The following is a 16077-nucleotide window of genomic DNA, read 5'->3' as shown; positions in this document are numbered from 1 at the left end:
TAACATTTATTCTTATTTTACATCTGTAATAAACAACAGATTATTCTACAAGAATTCTATATTCGGTTTATAAAGATTACTTTATAAATTGTTTATAATTATTTTTAAAGATCATCCAGCTTCAATTACAACGCTTCTATCATTCTTTCGTTTGATGCGCTTCAGTCAATTTGGACGGGAATTATAATAGGTTTCCTTCCCTTTGTCAATAGCTTAACGCTTAAATTTTAAAATTTAATACTTTTTAGACCTTAATTCTATTTTTTACTTTGTTTATATTGGGTTTTACTCACCTTTATTGGACGGATTTACTAATATTTGAATATCCAGTCTTTGGAAATAGTATAATTTCTTTATTTTTTCCATCTTTTACAATAAATTTAATACTGCATGGTGCTGTTATTTCATATTCATTTTCTTCATTTACTTTTTCACTTAATCTTGAATAAATTTTTCCGTCGCTACCAAAAGACAATTGTCCCAGTGATGTTGTAGAATTACAAGACATTTGAACATCTGTTATTCCAAATTCTTTAGTTAGTAATACATATTTACTATGTAAGTTATTTTCTTTGCATGTATTTGATGAATAAACATTTTTACCATTTAATGGATCTTTTAGCGTATCTTCAATACTTGGATGACCAGAGTTGTTTTTATCACTATATATTGAATAATAAATTCCACCTTCACTTTCTCTACATCTAAAAAATTTTATTGTCCATCTTTTTTTATGCCAAAGTTTATCTACTAAATCATATTTGTCATCAATTAATGCTTTTTGTCTTGTTAATGAAATGTATAATTCAATTCTATTTACTAATTCATCCAAATAGTTTATTTTATTTTTTGGTAAAAAAACTGTATATAAAAAGGCAATTAATGAAATAGTAACTATGATTTCCAATAAAGAAAATGATTTTTTCATTTTATTTTTATTAAATAAGCTACAAAAACTTCTTTTCCATAGTATTTTATGCTTATTCTTTCACTTGGATAATCATAATTTTTTAAAGTCAAGAAATAATCTTCTCCTCTTTCAATATGATAAAATTTCAATCTTAAAGCTAATTCATAATCATCTGTAACTACTGAATGTATATTTCTTTTATGAAGTTCTTCAACTAACTCTTTAATAAAGTGATATTGATATACAAAGTGTTTATTAGGATTTGGAAGAATTAAATATAAAGGTTTATTTACAAAAGTTAAAATTACATTTATTGATAACATCAAAATTACAAGAAATGCCAGAATATTGTATTTAGTTCTAAACTCTTTTAATCTAACACGATATGCATGAAAAAAAGTTTTTAACATATAAGGTAAAGAAATTACAACAAAAGGTGCAAAGTCTTCAATATAAATTCTTTGTCTAAAAGAAAATAGCATAGACAAAAGTAATGCAGTAATTGAAATATACCATATTAAAGTTGTGTCATTTTTTATCCAACTTCGGTACATTGTATATATAAAATACAAAAAAAGAAATGGCGAAAATATTGTTGCATAAATACCAAAAGTATCTACTAAAAATCCTCTTGGTTTGCCACCTGTTGAAAATCCATATATATACATTGAAAGTGTAAATAAAAATAAAGAGATATATAAAAGTTTTGTATCTTTATTTTTTAAAGAATAAAAAAATAAAGCTAGGTATAAAATAGCAAAAGAGTTATCTATAAATAAAAAAAGCAATAACAACAAATATGAATGTTTATTATATTTGTGATAATAATACAAATATAATAAGGTAAAAAAAGTTACGACAATTGCGCTATTAACAAGTAAAGAAGCACTTAAAACTCCAGGAAGAAGCATAAATACAATAATAGAAATATATCTATCTTTTTCATATCTAAAATAATTTTCTGTAATTTTGTACATAATAATTATGCTAAAAGTATAGAATAAGATAAAAGGCAATCGTAATGCTAAATCATTTTGCCCTAAAATATAAATTGAAATATTAGTGATTAAAGATAATACTGAATTATTTACAAACACATTTAAAGCTTCTTTATATGAAATACTAAGAGTATAAGTAGCTTTAAACAACAATATAAATGTTAGAACTAATAATGATGAATAAAAATAGTATTTATATTTGTTGTTTGTTATCATTTTTTATAATTTTAAGAAATTATTTATGATTTTATATCCATGTTCACTCATAATTGATTCAGGGTGAAACTGCACTCCATATATTTGTTTATCTTTTATTTCTAAAGACATTATTTCATCATCATCTTCACTATATGAAGTAACAATAATATCTTCAGGAAGATTTTCTTTTTCTACAATTAATGAATGGTATCTTGTTTGTGTAAATTCTTTAGGTAAATCTTCAAAAATTTTTGTATCTTTTACAACTTTTATTAAAGAAGTTTTTCCATGCATCATATTTTTTGCTTTTACAACATTCGCTCCAAAAACTTGTCCAATTGCTTGATGCCCTAAACAAATTCCAAAGATTGGTTTTTTTCCTGCAAAATATTTTATTACTTCCAAGCAAACACCCGCATCATTTGGTGTTGCTGGACCTGGAGATATAATTATTTTTTCTGGATTTAACGCCTCAATCTCTTCTATTGTTAATTCATCATTTCTTATTATTTTTAAATCTGCACCTAATTCTAGGCAATATTGAACTATATTATATGTGAAAGAATCATAGTTATCAATCATTAAAACCATATATATTATTTCCTTTTTTTTTGATTGTCTATTATAACACTAATAAAATTTGTTTATCTTAAAAAGTATCTTCGATAATATGATAATCATTCTTTGAAATTTGAAAAATTCTAGGCTAAAATATCAATATTATCTATAATGAAATTTTAAATATTTCAATTTACTAATTTTAAATATTATTTTTATAATTAATATTGTAGAATCTTAGATGCTAATAAAAAAATTAATTATCTTATTTCTACTAATTGTTATAAATCTAAGCGCTCAAACAAATAATAAAGTTACTCTTTATTTAGACTGGGTACATCAATTCCAGTTTGCTGGTTATTATGTTGCTAAAGAAAAAGGTTATTACAATGAGCTTGCATTAGATGTTGATATTAAAGAAATTAATGATAATTCAGATAATCTAAAAGATATAATGACACAAGATGCCTCATATGGTGTTGGAAAATCTTCTTTAATTGTAGATAAATTTAATGGTAATGATTTAGTTTTATTATCAAGTATTTACCAATCTTCTCCCTTAGTTCTTATTAGTTTAAAAGAATCAAATATCAAAAATCCTAGAGATTTGAAAAATAAAAGAGTTATGATTACCAACGATGCTGTAACTTCTGCATCAATTAATTCAATGATTATTTCTCAAGGTATTAAATTAGATGAAATTATTATCCAAAATCATTCATTTAATATAAATGATTTAATAAATAAGAAAACAGATGCAATGGCTTGTTTTTTATCAAATGAAGCATATATTCTTGATAAAAAAAATATTGAATATAATATATTAAATCCTGATGATTATAGTTTTGATTTTTATGAAGGTATTCTTTATACCTCACAAAAAGAGTTATTAAATAATCCTTCTCGTGTTCAGAACTTTAACAAAGCTTCTTTAAAAGGTTGGGAATATGCTTTTAATAATATTGAAGAAACTGCAAAATTAATCCATGAAAAATATAATACGCAAAATAAAAGTTTAGATTCTTTAATATATGAAGGAAATATCCTAAAAAAATTATCAAAAATTGAAAAAGGAAAACTAGGAGAGATTAATCCTAAAACAATAGATGAAATTAAAAGATTTTATAATTTTTTAGGACTAAATAAACAAAATACTAATTTTGATACAAACTCAATAATTTTAAATAAAATGAATATTTTACTAAATGAGAATGAATTAAAATACTTAGAAAATAATCATTTTACACTTTTAGTAGAAGATAATAATATTCCTTTTGTTTTTAAATTAACAAATAAACTAAGTGGAATAGAAATTGATTTTTGGAATTTAATTTCACAAAAACTATCAAAACCACTCAATATTGAAGAAACTATGAATGATACAATGTTTAGTATTTTCTCTGATTCTATTAAAACAAAATTTGTATATGGTTTTGAAAAGAAAAATAAACCTGATTATTTATTAAGTGAACCTATTGCTCAAATTCCTATTGTTCTTGTAACAAAAAATGATAAAAATTTTATTGCTGATTTATTTGCTTTAGAAAAAATAAAAATAGGTGTAGTGAAAAATTTAGAGATTATTTCAACTTTGCAAAAAGAGTATCCAAATATAGATTTTGTAGAAATACAGAATATAAATGATGCTATTTTACAGTTAGAGCAAAATAAAATATTTGCTTTAATTGATAATTTATACACTGTTTCTCATAAAATTGATAAAGATAATCTAAATGGTATAAAAATAAATACTTTATTAAATCATAAAATAAATATCTATTTAGAAGTTGCACAAAAGAATAGTCCTTTTCTAAATATTCTAAATAGTGCAATAAATAGATTTTCACAAGAAGAAAAAAATACTATTTTAAATAATTATCAATTTATTTTTTATCCAAAAAATATTGATTTCTTATTTATAGGAAAAATTCTAATTCCATTTATTTTATTGTTAGCTATTTTTATATATTTTAATTTTAAATTACAAAAAGAGATTACAAAAAGAAAAGAAATAGAACTACAATTATCTGAATTAGCGAATAAAGATAGTTTAACAAATATTTTTAATAGAAGAAGAATTGAAGAACTTTGTGAAACAGAATTAATAAGAAATAAAAGATACAAAGGAAATTTATCAATTATATTCTTTGATATTAATAGTTTCAAAATAATAAATGACTCGTTAGGACATCATTTAGGTGATGAAGTTTTACTAAGGATTTCTGACATTATAGGAAAAAACATAAGAAATACTGATTCTCTTGGAAGATGGGGAGGAGATGAATTTTTGATTGTTTTACCACAAACAAATTTATCTCAAAGTAAAAATATTATTTCTCATTTAGAAAAACAATTAAGTCAAATAGAATTTAGTAAATCAATAACTGTAACTTGTAGTTTTGGAATTGCAACTTGTGAAGAAGATGATACTTTAGATTCATTGCTAAAAAGAGCAGATGAATCTATGTATCTTGAAAAAACTAAACTCAAAGAAAGCAGAAAGAATTAATCCTCTTCTACTACCGCACCCTCTGGTTGTAATACTGCTAAATATTCTTTGAAACTTTTTTGACCCAAAGAATCAGCTTTATAATCATTTATTAATTGTTCAACATAAGAAACAAGACCAGTTGCTGGTACTTTCACACCAATTTTTCTAGCAATTCTACTTTTTGATGTTCCTTCTAAATTTCCACCTAATAAAACTTCGTATCCCTCAACTCTTTGTCCATCAACTCTAATCATAGCACCAACAAATCCAATATCAGAAATTTGCGGATGAGAACAAGCATTTCCACATCCTGAAATTGCCATTGTTACATTTTCTTTAAAATCTGGGAATTTATTTTCAAGTTCAACTAAGAATTTTTTAGCGAACTCTTTAGTTTCAGTTATACCAAATTTACAGAACTCTTTTCCTGTACAAGATTGTAATCTTGCTCTAAATGGAGTTGGTTTATATGGGTATCCTAAATTTGCAAATTCTTCTGCTAAATTTAAAGCTACCTCATCTTTTACACCATAAACTACAAAGTTTTGAGTAGCTGTGATTGTAATTCCACCTGCATTATATTTTTTACAAATATCATACATAGCTTGGAAATCCTCACCGGCAACTCTTCCTGAATTTGTAGCAAATCCAACATAAGACTCACCTTCTTGTTTTGCTTTATTTATTCCAAAATGGTTTCTGTTTTCTGATGAAGTAATTTTTGGCTCAACTAATCCCTCTTGTAAAGAATAACCAATTACTTTTTCAATTTCAGCAACAAATTTTTCAATTCCCCAGTCATTTAATAAATGTCTAACTCTTGCTTTATTTCTATTTTCTCTATTTCCATTGTCTCTAAAAATCTCAGCACATGCAACTGCAACATCTTGAACTTGTTCAGGTTTTACATATCTATTTGCTCTTGTTGCTATTTGTTTTGATTTCGATAATCCACCACCAATAGTTAAATCAAATAAAACTTCACCATCTTTTGTTTTAAATGCAGTAAATGCAACATCTTGAATTTCATGTGAAGCACAATGACAAGCACATCCACTAACACCGATTTTGTATTTTCTTGGAAAATTACAGAATCTATCATCATTATTTGCAAAATATGAATCTACATTTTTTACAAGTTCTCTTGCATCAAAGATTTCATTTTTATCTATCCCACCAACGGGACAAGTCATAATTGGTCTTGGTCCATCACCTGATGCCATTTTAGAAGTTAATCCAACACTTTGTAATAATCTAAAAATTTCTGGCATATCTTTTATTTGAATAAAGTGAAATTGAACATTTTGTCTATTTGTAAAGTCAACTAAACCCTGAGCATAATCACTACCAATTTTTGCCATAACTTCTAATTGCTCTAAATTCATACTTGTATCAACAAGTTTTATTCTTTTCATAAAATATTTTTTATCTTCTAATCCATCACTATTTACATGAGGATACATTCCATACCATTTTAATAATCCAATATATTCACTAGATAGTGGAATTCCCTCATTTGCTTCTTTATAAATATCATCAATTACTCTTAAAGGGTTTCTTGATGCTTTTAGTTGTTCTACTGCTGATAACTCTTTTGCCATCTTTTTTCTCCTATTATTTAAAGATATAAATATTATCTTTAAATCTCTTTATTTTTAAAATTATATCCTATTTTTATAAAAAATAAATTAAATTAATCTTGATTAAAATACTATAGTTTTAAAAAGGTTATTTTTCTAAATTTTATTTATATTACTTAATAATATTTAATCTTAAAAGAATTTATTTTTTCTTATACAATCCCTATTTTTAGGTTTTTTGAGAGACAAAATCATTTTTAAGATTTTTTTCAGGATATTTCTTTTTTTTTGGTTTATAATTACAATATAGAATAAGAATTAAATCACAAGTATTTAATTTTACTTCCTACACTCTTATTCTATCTAAAATTTTCGGGAGAATAAATTGAATGATTCATCTTCAAATGAACCAAATATAAACTTTGTACATTTTTTGGACCTTTTAAAACAACTAATACGAGTTCCATCTGTAACAGGTGCTGAACACTCATTTTTATTATATTTAAAAAGAGAATTAGAAGAAATTGGTATAAAAACACAATATTACGATGGACTATTAGTAGCACAAGGTAAAAATCCTACAAAAGGTATGTTAAGTGCGCATATTGATAGACATGGTGTTATTTGTACAGGTCCAAATGAATTTCAATTTGCTGCCTTTCTCGCAAAAAACCGTTCTGATTTAAGGGGAAATTCTTTATCTGAACAAACTTATCAATTAATTGCAAAAAGATATATAAATCAACAAGTACAAGCTTATGAACCTTGGAGTGGAAGTTATTTAGGAATTGGTAAAATTTCTGATGCTTTTATGTGTGAAGAGATTAATAACCTTGTTTTTAATATTGATGGTTTATCTCACTTACAACCAGGAACTCCTATTGCATTTAGTGATAAACTAAATATTGAAGATGATTTAATTTCAGCTCAACTTGACAATGTTATTAGTGCAGCAATGATTATTTATTTATATCAAAATGGATTTCAAGGAACTGCATTTTTTACAGCACAAGAAGAAGCTGGAAAATCTTGGAGATATGTTTATGAGTGGTTTAGAAAAAATAAAGTAACGACAAATGAATTGTTAGTTTTAGATACAAGTCCTTATGATACAAGAGTTGAAGCAGATGTTCAACAAGTAGTTTTAAGAAATAGGGATGCAAATGCTAGATTTAAATCTCCAATTTTAAAACAATTAAAAAACTTTTGTCATAAGAATCGAATTAATTTTTCATGTAAAGATACTTTTATTCAAGAAAAAAATAAAGTGAGAAAAGAAAAAAATCTACCTTTGCTTACTCTTGGAAGTACAGAACTTGGTAGGATAGTAATGGAATCAAAAGGAACTATCCAAGGAGCAACTTTACAAATACCAACAACAGGTTATCATACAGTCGAAGAAACAGCTTCAATAAAAGCTGTTAAATCAATTTTACATATATTAAGCAGTTTATATATTGATAAAAAGCCTAATATAAAGTAGTTTAGAATCAAAATAAATATATATTAATTAGAGGAATTAAAATTATGGATTTAGCGATTATTTATGAATTAAGAGCAAACGATGTGAAAGAAGAACACATTGAATTAATCATGGATAGAGTAAAAAATAGATTTACAGAAGAAAATATTGATAAAGAACTTCAAAAATTGGGTTATCAAAAAATATTTACAGTAGATTATGATGAATATGATAATCTTGATTTTGATGATGATTATGGTTCAAGTAATAAGGGAAATAATGAAGAAATTGACTAATAAAGAGTTAGTAAAATTATATTATAATGAATTATGGAACAAACAAAACAAAGATTATATTGACATCTTATTTGATGACAATATAACTTTTCATGGTTCTTTAGATATTTCAGTTGTAGGAAAAGAAAAATTCAAAGAGTATATGGACACCATTTTAACAGGAATTCCGAATTTATTTCATAGTATTTTAACTATGGTTTGTGAAGATGATAATATCGCTGTTAGAGCATTATATAATGGTAGACATACTGGAAAATTATTTGATTATGAAGCAAGTAACAATAAAATTGTCTATAGTGGGGCATCATTTTTTAAATTTAAAGATGGCAAAATTATAGATATTTGGGTGCTTGGTGATTTAATTAAACTTACTAAGCAGCTTTCATAAACATTTTTGTTTATGAAAGGCTATAAATGACACAAATTAGCAATAATATATATTGCGCTGATTTTTTAATTTCATTAGATATAAAAACAAAATTATTACCTAATCCTTATTACGACTATCCTTATTTAATTATTGAAGATTTTTTAAGTAGCCACGAGTGTGATGATATTAATAAAAAAGTTAAAGAAGATGATGATTATGAACAAGCTCAGGTAAAAATAAAAGATTTACTGATTAAATCTCAAACAAATGAAGAAATTAGAAAAACTAATATCTATAAATTAAGTGAAAAATATTTAGAAATTTATACAAATAGATTTTTAGAATATCAAGCAAAAATTGAAGATTATTTTAAACTAGCAATTACAACTTCAACAAAAGTTCAAGTTTTAGAATATTTGAAAGACTCTTTTTATGCCATGCACAGTGATGATTCAAGTATGTTATACAAAAATAAAGAACTAATAGGATTCACAGCTGTTGCGAAACAAAGAAAAATCTCAACTGTTTTATTTACAACTTCAAATAATGAAAATCCAAGTGATAACACTTTTTTAGGTGGTGAGCTTTTGTTTAATTTTTTATGTGACAAAGATGGAAATGAAATAAAACTAAAACCAAAAGCTGGAATGATGTTAGTATTTTTAAGTAATCCATATTTCACCCATGAAGTTTTAAAAGTAATAAAAGGAAGAAGAATAAGTTTAGTTCAATGGCATAACGCAATTATCAATTAAAAAAAAGCTTATTTAACTATAATTGCGTCAAATTATAAAAAATAAGAGACGCCATGAAATTAGATGAAAATCAACTAAAAGAGTTCCATGAAAATGGATTTTTAGTTCTTAAAAACTTTGCAGATACAAAACTTTGTGAAAAGATTTTAGAAAAAGCTAAAAGTCATCTTGAAAATAAAATAGCTCCTATTGAAACTGAACAAGAATATATTCAAAAAGATCTTGAAAAAGTAACTGTTCGAAGATTAAGACAAGTTTACGATAGAGAAACAGTCTTTCAAGATTGGATGAGAAATGAAGAAATAAGACCCATTTTAAAACAAATCTTAAATGATACACCAGTTTTGACTTTAGCTCATCATAACTCAATTATGACAAAACTTCCACATGAAAGTACAAGAACTTTTTGGCATCAAGATAGAAGATATTGGGATTTTAAGAATAATAATTTAGTTTCTGTTTGGTTAAGTTTGGGTGATGAGTTTTTGGAAAATGGACTTTTAGAGTTTATCCCAAAATCTCATAAAATAGAATTTTCAAAAGATAGATTTGATGAAGTTGATAATTTTTTAGATGAAAACGAAGAGAATAAAAAACTAATAGAAACAAAAGTTCATACGAATCTAAAAAAAGGTGATGTTGTTTTATTTCACTGTAAAACACTACATCATGCAAATAAAAATATTTCAAATGAAGCAAAAATCTCTTTTGTTTATACAGTAAGAGCTGCTTCAAATAAACCAACAAAAAATACAAGAAGTGATTTTAAAGAGGTGATTCTTGACTAATAATTTATTACAACTTTTAGAAGAAAAAACTAATTTTTCTAAAAATATTATACAAAACATACTAAAACTTTTAGAAGATGGATGCACAATTCCCTTTATTGCTAGATATAGAAAAGATTTAACTTCAAATGCCACAGATGAACAACTTCGTGATTTTGAAGATATTTACAATTATTCATTAAAACTTCTTAATAAAAAAGAAGAGATTATCAACATCTTAAAAGAGCGGAATTTTTTGGATGATAAACTTTTAAATCATATAAATAGTGCAACAACTTTACAAATGGTAGAAGATATTTACGCTCCATTTAAAGATAAAAAATCTTCAAGAACATCTAATGCAATAGAAAATGGTCTTGAACCTTTAGCAAATATTATTCAATCAATGAAATATTCACTTGATGAAATAAATCAAAAAGCAAAACAGTTTTTAAATAAAGAAATCACAAATATTGAAGATGCCATAAATGGCGCAAGTGACATAATCGCCCAAAGATATGCAGATGATTTTAGAACAAAAGAAGTTATTAGAAATATAGTTTTAAACTATGGAATAATAGAGACTAAAAAAACAAAAACATTTACTGAAAATGGCGTTTATACAAGTGTTGCTAATATAAGTGAAAAAATAAAATATATCAAATCACATAGATTTTTAGCCATAAATCGAGCAGTTAATGAAAAAGAATTAACAGTAAAAATAGAAGTTGATGAGAATTATATTTTAGAAAATATTAAAAAATATAAAATCCCATCAAGTGCAAATAGTTCAAAAGAGTTAGTATTTGAGGCTTATAAAGATGGACTAAAAAGATTACTTCTTCCTAGTTTAAAAAGAGAAGCATTAAGTGAACTAAAAGAAAAAACTTCGAGTGAAGCAATCAATCTTTTTGGGAAAAATCTAAAAGAATTACTTCTTACTCCACCTCTTGTAAATCAAGTGATTTTAGGAATGGATCCAGGATTTGTAAGTGGTTGTAAACTTGCAGTCATTGATGAAAATGGAAACTATTTAGCTTCAAATGTGATTTATCCTACCAAACCAAAAGAGGATTTTGTAAACTCTTCAAAAGTGGTTTTAGAGTTAATCAAAAAATACAAAATAAACTCAATCGCAATAGGAAATGGAACAGCTTCTCAAGAAACAGCAGCTTTTATTTCAAAACTTATAAATGAATATAACTTGGATGTAAAATACGCAGTTGTGAGTGAAATAGGAGCAAGTGTTTATTCAGCTTCAAAAATAGCTATTCAAGAATATCCAACTCTTGATGTGACAATAAGAGGAGCAATTTCAATAGCACAGCGACTTCGTGACCCAATGGCAGCTTTAGTAAAAATAGACCCAAAATCACTAGGAATTGGACAATATCAACACGATGTAAATCAAAAAGATTTAAATACAAAACTAGAAAATGTAACCGTGGATTTGGTAAATAAAGTAGGAGTTGATATAAACTCAGCTTCATATAAACTTCTTTCATTTATCTCAGGAATTTCGGAAAAACTTGCTCTTAATATAATAGAACACAAAGAAAAAATCAAAAATTTCAAAACAAAATCAGAACTTCTAAAAGTAAAAGGTCTGGGAGCAAAAGCCTATGAACAATCAGTTGGATTTTTACGAATAAAAGATGGAAAATCTATTTTAGATAATACTGCAATTCATCCTGAAAATTATGATGTAGTTGAAGAATTACAAAAAAAATATAAAATAGAAGAGATAAAAGATACTGATATTCAACAAATATCAAAAGAGTTAAACTGCCCTATTTTACTTTTAAAAGATATTATCATTGAACTTTTAAAACCAGGATTTGATGTAAGAAGTGAATTTAATGAAGTAGAATTTTCAAAAGATATAAAAACAATAGAAGACCTAAAAGAAGGTTTCATAGTAAGTGGAGTTGTAAGAAACATCACAGATTTTGGTGCATTTGTGGATATAGGTTTAAAAAATGATGCCCTACTTCATATTTCACAAATAAGCGAAAAAAGAATCTCTCATCCAATGGATGTTTTAAGTATAAATCAACAACTTAAAAATTTGAAAATTCTTAGCGTGGATTTAGAGAAACAGAGGGTCGGGGTGAGTTTGAGATAAAAAGGAATTTAGATGGAAAAAATATTAAATCTTATATCATTATCATATAATGAAAAAGAATCTGAAAATTATGCTAATTTCAAACCAAAAGAAAATGAGATTGATACATTAATAGAAGCAGCAAAAGAAGCACTAAGTATTTTTCCAAATATTCCAGGAGCATGTGTACCTTTGTCTTCGCTATTAACTTCATTAATTAGAGATAATACTAATTATCCTATTCATGCTATTGCTGGTTCTTTATATATTGATAATAAAAAAGTTTTTCACAATGAAAGTGATGATTTCAAGGCACTATTTAAAAAAACAAATTTAGAATGGGATGGTCATTGTTGGATTATTTTGGAAATTATCTATGTGATATTTCAATATGTAGAACTGCGTATTCAAACCTTTCTCCCATTATACTTAAAAATAAAATACTTTCAACAATGGGAGAAGGGAAAGGAATTTTTATTTGTCCAATTGATAAACTATTAGATAATGGATTTAATTTTATTCCTAAATATGTATTAACAGATGAAGAAATTACAATAGGATTTAATAGTGCTTGTTATCTAATAAATAAAAAAATGTGAGTATTTTCAAAATAGCGTAAAAAAAAATTTATATAAATTCGTAAAGAAATTTGAACTGTTTGAAGACTGAGGTACGAAGTCGAGTTTTCAAATTTTAGAATTCTATAAATTTTTTAGCTATTTTGAATCCCTACGAACGCTTTTCTTTTGTTTCTTTTCTTTACTAAAAAGAAAAGAAAAAAGCATCCTCAATCAGAAATCTTTAAAACTGTCTCAACCCATCAGAAAAAAGATCAGATTTTTTAATTCTTTGATTATAAGAATCTATAGCTTTTTTAATTTCTTTTTCCCAATTTTTATTTCATATTGTTTAATTAACTCTTCAATCTTAATTGATTCCAGTCAATATTTTTTGTTACTATATTGATTATACTTATCAACAAATAAAAAGGATTTTATTATGGAATATACATTAGTTCAAATCATACATTTATTGTGTGCAATAATTTTTATAGGTTTTGTATTTGCAGATTTATTCGTACTTCCTGCTATGAAAAAAGTTTTAAATGAAGATGAATATCAAAAAGTAACGGCTGCAATTTCAAGAAGAGCTAGAATGATTTTTCCGCTTAGTCTTTTAATTCTTTTATTAAGTGGTGGTTATATGTTTGCAAAATATATAAATTCTGAATTAGGAGTTTTTAATTCAAACTTGCAGTTACTTTTGATTTTGAAAGCACTTTTAGCACTTACAATTGCGTCTGGTGTTGTTTATTCTTTAGCAAATAAGGTTCTTAAAAAAACACCTCATCCTATTATGAAACATTTTCATAAATTCGTTTTATTTATTGGTATTTTAATAGTAATTATTGCAAAATTTATGTTTACAGTTTAAAAGCTAGAGTTAAACTCTAGTTTTTAAAAGCAATTGTATCAACTTCAACTAAAACATTTTTAGGTAATGTTTTAACTGCTACTGTTGATCTTGCAGGTGCTGTTTCTGCTTTGAAATATTGCCCATAAACTTCATTAAAAGCGACAAAGTTATCCATATCTGATAAATAACAAGTAGTTTTTAATACATTTTCAAAAGAGCTTCCTGCTTCTTCTAAAACTGCTTTTAGATTTTCCATTACTTGTTTAGTTTGTTCTTGAACTCCACCTATTACTATTTCCATAGTTTGTGGATCTAGAGCGATTTGTCCAGATGTGAATATCAATTTATCAAAAGCTGTTGCTTGATTATATGGTCCGATTGCACTTGGTGCTTTTGGTGTTGAAATTATCTTTTTCATTTAGTTCCTTTATTTTTTTAAAAAGTATTATACAAACTTCTAACTTTCTATTGGGAAAAACAGTTCAAAATCTTTTTTAATATGACAAAGTGTTTCTTGATTTGTTCTTGCAAATCCCTTTGATTTAATTGCAGCTATTACTATTGCTTTTGAATAATCCAAAACTTCTTCATCATTTAAATACTCATTTACATCAATCCATTTTGCATCAATTATTTCATGGCAATCTTGTATATTTATTTCAAAACTTTTAGGAATTGCCGTACATAAAATATATAGATTTGATTTATGAAATTGATGTGGATAAAAATGCCCTAAAGAGATGATAGATTCAAACTGCACAATAATCCCTGTTTCTTCTAAAACTTCTCTCTCAAGAGCTGTTGTAATCATTTCAGCATCATCAATATGTCCACCTGGAAGTTTGTATCCAGCTGTTGAAACTCTCTCTTTTATTACTAAAAGTTCATTTTTATCATTTATTACAACCGCTCCAACTCCCAAAGTATGATTTGAAGCTGTTGGAATTACTGCGTTTTCTTTTAATCTTTTAACAAGCAAAATATAATTTTCATCACAAGAGTGAAAAACAAATCCTTTTTTTGTAGTTATTGGAATAAAATCTGATTTTTTTATGTCTATATAAATCCAAATTAAGAATCTTCTATTTTTTACATTTTCAATTAAAAAATCAAGATTATTTTCAAACTCTTCTTTGGTTTTTGGTAAATCTTTTGATTCAATTGTTATTCCATTATATGGGTCAAGAATAGTATTAAAACATCCTATTTTTTCTAAACTTGTATTACTCATTTTTTTTCCTTACACATATTTAATTGGTAAATAATAATCCAATACAAACTCTTCATCATCGCTCAAAAAATGGTTTTTATGATAAATTGTATAAGATGGATTTGTTGTTGTTTCATAACCACTATCAATTAACCAATAGTGATAAACCCATTGAATAAGTTTTATTACATCTCCATATTTTCCACTTAATGGAAATTTTGCATAAATTCCTTTTGGAATAATCAAACTAGGAAGCGTAACATCTTTTAAATCATCATTTTCTAATCTTACAATTGCAATATACCCACACTCTTTAAGTGGCGTAATAATTGGATTATCATGATGAAGAGCGAGCTGTTTATACTCTTTTATATCATTTGTATAAATCCAAGTTTGAAGTTTCTGCCATGTTTTTTTAATACTTTTATCATAACCTTGATGTCGTATATAATAACCTTTTATCTCTGGCATTTTTACAATAGTTGGAGTTATATCAAACAAGTTTATATTCTCATTTTGATTTGTGATTTCTTCCACAATTTTATTAGAATATTCTTTATAACCACCATTTTTCCAATCTTTTGGAGTCATATTAAATCTTTGTTTAAATGCTCGTAAAAATGATGTTTGAGAACTATATCCCGTCATTTTAGATATATCTGTGATTGTAGAATATTTATTTGTTATTAATAAATTTGAAGCTTTTTGAAGTCTTATTGATTTTATACTTTCATAAATATTTTTTCCAAATTCATCTTTGAAAATCCTATGAAGATGAAACTTACTTACATTTAATTCCATACTTAATTCATCAATATTAATATTTGTATCAATATATTTATAGATATAATTCATCACATCATTTGCAATTTTGGCTCTTTTTTCATAAGTATTTTTTTTCATAAAAAATTATAGCATTTTTAGTGAAAAGAATTAGCAAGAATAGCTAATAATAAAAGCAT

16 protein-coding genes and 1 pseudogene are annotated in these 16077 nt (G+C 25.5%); 9 read left to right on the top strand and 8 right to left on the bottom strand.

The genetic code is table 11. The features are described from left to right. Window positions 1-295: 295 nt before the first annotated feature. The 3 genes from B0174_RS05950 to B0174_RS05940 are packed head-to-tail and all read right to left on the bottom strand — an operon-like array spanning window position 296 to window position 2697. Window positions 296-928 carry a type II secretion system protein gene (locus B0174_RS05950; RefSeq protein WP_108558746.1) on the bottom strand — a complete coding sequence of 211 codons (633 nt, stop codon included), beginning with the start codon at window positions 926-928 and terminating at the stop codon, window positions 296-298. Then, entirely contained in the window at window positions 925-2124 is a 1200-nt protein-coding gene (locus B0174_RS05945) for a glycosyltransferase family 39 protein (RefSeq protein ID WP_108558745.1), read from the bottom strand. The genes B0174_RS05950 and B0174_RS05945 overlap by 4 nt, the downstream gene beginning before the upstream one ends. A 3-nt stretch (window positions 2125-2127) precedes the next feature. Beyond that, complete coding sequence (locus B0174_RS05940; RefSeq protein WP_108558744.1) at window positions 2128-2697, bottom strand: anthranilate synthase component II; 570 nt, start codon at window positions 2695-2697, stop codon at window positions 2128-2130. Window positions 2698-2905: 208 nt separating this feature from the next. Between B0174_RS05940 and B0174_RS05935 the strand changes: the two genes are divergently transcribed. Beyond that, the gene (locus B0174_RS05935; protein WP_108558743.1) at window positions 2906-5173 is read left to right on the top strand and encodes an ABC transporter substrate-binding protein; all 2268 of its coding nucleotides are present in this window, start codon (window positions 2906-2908) and stop codon (window positions 5171-5173) included. Here B0174_RS05935 and B0174_RS05930 read toward each other — a convergent pair. Continuing rightward, window positions 5170-6756 carry a nitrite/sulfite reductase gene (locus tag B0174_RS05930; protein ID WP_108558742.1) on the bottom strand — a complete coding sequence of 529 codons (1587 nt, stop codon included), beginning with the start codon at window positions 6754-6756 and terminating at the stop codon, window positions 5170-5172. The genes B0174_RS05935 and B0174_RS05930 overlap by 4 nt on opposite strands. A 364-nt stretch (window positions 6757-7120) precedes the next feature. Between B0174_RS05930 and B0174_RS05925 the strand changes: the two genes are divergently transcribed. From B0174_RS05925 to B0174_RS05895, 7 genes are read left to right on the top strand one after another with little or no spacing between them, the layout of a single operon-like run. Then, on the top strand, window positions 7121-8218 hold the full coding sequence (locus tag B0174_RS05925) for a peptidase M42 (RefSeq protein WP_108558741.1): 1098 nt from the start codon (window positions 7121-7123) through the stop codon (window positions 8216-8218). A 44-nt stretch (window positions 8219-8262) separates the two neighbouring features. Further along, window positions 8263-8493: a hypothetical protein gene (locus tag B0174_RS05920; RefSeq protein WP_108558740.1), complete on the top strand. Its 231-nt coding sequence runs from the start codon at window positions 8263-8265 to the stop codon at window positions 8491-8493. Continuing rightward, on the top strand, window positions 8477-8881 hold the full coding sequence (locus B0174_RS05915) for an ester cyclase (RefSeq protein WP_108558739.1): 405 nt from the start codon (window positions 8477-8479) through the stop codon (window positions 8879-8881). The genes B0174_RS05920 and B0174_RS05915 overlap by 17 nt, the downstream gene beginning before the upstream one ends. Before the next feature lie 26 nt (window positions 8882-8907). Next, a complete protein-coding gene (locus B0174_RS05910) occupies window positions 8908-9618 on the top strand; it encodes a 2OG-Fe(II) oxygenase (protein WP_108558738.1) in 711 nt (236 codons plus the stop codon). Between the two features lie 53 nt (window positions 9619-9671). Next, the gene (locus tag B0174_RS05905) at window positions 9672-10406 is read left to right on the top strand and encodes a phytanoyl-CoA dioxygenase family protein (RefSeq protein WP_108558737.1); all 735 of its coding nucleotides are present in this window, start codon (window positions 9672-9674) and stop codon (window positions 10404-10406) included. Continuing rightward, window positions 10399-12510 (top strand): helix-hairpin-helix domain-containing protein, encoded by a 2112-nt coding sequence (locus B0174_RS05900; protein WP_108558736.1) that lies wholly within the window; start codon window positions 10399-10401, stop codon window positions 12508-12510. The genes B0174_RS05905 and B0174_RS05900 overlap by 8 nt, the downstream gene beginning before the upstream one ends. Window positions 12511-12522: 12 nt before the next feature. Then, window positions 12523-12990, top strand: coding sequence for a hypothetical protein (locus tag B0174_RS05895; protein WP_108558735.1), 468 nt, complete (start codon window positions 12523-12525; stop codon window positions 12988-12990). 300 nt (window positions 12991-13290) lie between these two features. On the opposite strand, the pseudogene B0174_RS12440 reads toward B0174_RS05895, so the two are convergent. Then, window positions 13291-13374, bottom strand: a pseudogene (locus B0174_RS12440) (type II toxin-antitoxin system CcdA family antitoxin); the annotation flags it as partial. 114 nt (window positions 13375-13488) lie between these two features. On the opposite strand from B0174_RS12440, the gene B0174_RS05885 reads away from it, so the two are divergent. Continuing rightward, entirely contained in the window at window positions 13489-13923 is a 435-nt protein-coding gene (locus B0174_RS05885; protein ID WP_108558734.1) for a hypothetical protein, read from the top strand. A 16-nt stretch (window positions 13924-13939) separates the two neighbouring features. On the opposite strand, the gene B0174_RS05880 is transcribed toward B0174_RS05885, so the two are convergent. Genes B0174_RS05880 through B0174_RS05870 form a run of 3 tightly spaced genes read right to left on the bottom strand, consistent with a single transcriptional unit; the run spans window position 13940 to window position 16018 of the window. Beyond that, complete coding sequence (locus tag B0174_RS05880) at window positions 13940-14323, bottom strand: RidA family protein (RefSeq protein ID WP_108558733.1); 384 nt, start codon at window positions 14321-14323, stop codon at window positions 13940-13942. Window positions 14324-14362: 39 nt separating this feature from the next. Continuing rightward, window positions 14363-15136, bottom strand: a complete 774-nt coding sequence (locus tag B0174_RS05875) for an NUDIX hydrolase (protein WP_108558732.1) — start codon at window positions 15134-15136, stop codon at window positions 14363-14365. A 9-nt stretch (window positions 15137-15145) separates the two neighbouring features. Next, window positions 15146-16018 (bottom strand): AraC family transcriptional regulator, encoded by an 873-nt coding sequence (locus B0174_RS05870; protein WP_108558731.1) that lies wholly within the window; start codon window positions 16016-16018, stop codon window positions 15146-15148. Window positions 16019-16077: the final 59 nt, after the last annotated feature.

Source organism: Arcobacter caeni, from assembly GCF_003063245.1.
Taxonomy (GTDB): domain Bacteria; phylum Campylobacterota; class Campylobacteria; order Campylobacterales; family Arcobacteraceae; genus Aliarcobacter; species Aliarcobacter caeni.
This window is presented reverse-complemented; position numbering and strand designations above follow the sequence as displayed.